Here is a 1283-nt window from a genome sequence, read left to right as displayed (position 1 = left end):
TGGATGTCGGCCCGCAGGGGCTGGATCTTCCTGAGCTGATCGGAAGGGATGGCCACGCCATTCACGCGGCGGCGAACGAGGAGGAAGTACATGCTGCACCAGACACTGTATATGGATACAGTATTTCAGCATCAGGCAAAGCAATCGCGCCAGTACCGCCCGGCGGACTACGATTGCTTGCTCAGTTAGGAGATCGACGCATGCGGCCCAATTAGTGAACCGGGCCAGCAGGGCCGCCTAACGCTTTGAGCTGATAGTCGGTGACCGCCTGGAACTGCGACTCAGCGATCAAGCGCAACCGCTCGACTTCATCGGCTGGCCTGCCGGCTCCCTGGGCCTCGTGATAACGCCTCATGGCGTCCACGGCGTCGGTGTACATGGGGTGGTCAGGGTAAAGGATCGGCGGCTTACACTTCATCGGGGTTCCATCCTGAGAAGGCCATCACTTGAAGGACAGAGTATAGGACGCGTTGCGTGTGGTTAGAACAGGAGCACTAGTGACTCTGGGGTCTCACGCTGGTACGATCTGGCTACGCTAGCTTGCCATTCATAGGGACCAAGATAGCTAGAAGCCCTGGACACCAGCATCCAGGGCTTCGTTTTTTCTGCGGGTCATCTACGGCCTCTTCATCCGTTCAACCACAGCCTCGCAGGCCAGGCTCAACGACAGGCAGATACAGCTGCCTCAAGCTCCTTTTCATACCCCATTCGCTGCCGTCGTTCAGCCAGCAATGCCCTCACCTTCACCTCCAGGCTGTCGATCTTGCGCAGGCCGGCAGCAGCCCAGGGCGGTACCGCTACCTCCGGTGCCCGGCATGGCACCTGCACTGGCACCTCAACGCGCACGTACTGGACCTGGGGCTCTCCCCTCCCTGCACAGGCAGCCAGCAGCGCTATCCCTGCAAGAACCACACCCCCTCGCAGGGTTCGGCCGGCGCCACCTGCCGCTCCTGCACGACCTGCACATTTTTGCCGCACCTGCACATTTTCGTTACTCCTGCACTTTTTCGTTGCCCCTGCAGGGCCACGCCACCACCACCCGCTCCCACAGGCAAGGCCACGTATTACGCGGCGCGCATGCCAGAAAATGTCCATTTCGCTCCTACAGGTCAGAGAGTTCACCACCACCGTCATAGCCCAAGCTCCTTATCGATGATCGAGGTCGCGGCAGCGCACTTGTCGCCACCGGTGCGCTCCTGCTGTAGCCGGTTCGCCGCGGCATAGTCGATATCTGCGCTGGCTTTAGCCTCGCCTACTGCCTTTTCGGCCCCGGCCTGGCGGGC

Annotated in this window: 2 protein-coding genes; both read right to left on the bottom strand. The window is 60.9% G+C overall.

Annotated features, from left to right (window positions below; translation table 11 throughout):
- Nucleotides 1–211 precede the first annotated feature (211 nt).
- On the bottom strand, nucleotides 212–418 hold the full coding sequence (locus tag MJ643_RS30360) for a hypothetical protein (RefSeq protein ID WP_023662106.1): 207 nt from the start codon (nucleotides 416–418) through the stop codon (nucleotides 212–214).
- A gap of 242 nt (nucleotides 419–660) precedes the next feature.
- Nucleotides 661–924 (bottom strand): hypothetical protein, encoded by a 264-nt coding sequence (locus MJ643_RS30355; protein WP_137138119.1) that lies wholly within the window; start codon nucleotides 922–924, stop codon nucleotides 661–663.
- Between the last annotated feature and the right edge of the window lie 359 nt (nucleotides 925–1283).

The organism is Pseudomonas sp. PNPG3 (genome assembly GCF_023093815.1).
Taxonomy (GTDB): domain Bacteria; phylum Pseudomonadota; class Gammaproteobacteria; order Pseudomonadales; family Pseudomonadaceae; genus Aquipseudomonas; species Aquipseudomonas asiatica.
This window is presented reverse-complemented; position numbering and strand designations above follow the sequence as displayed.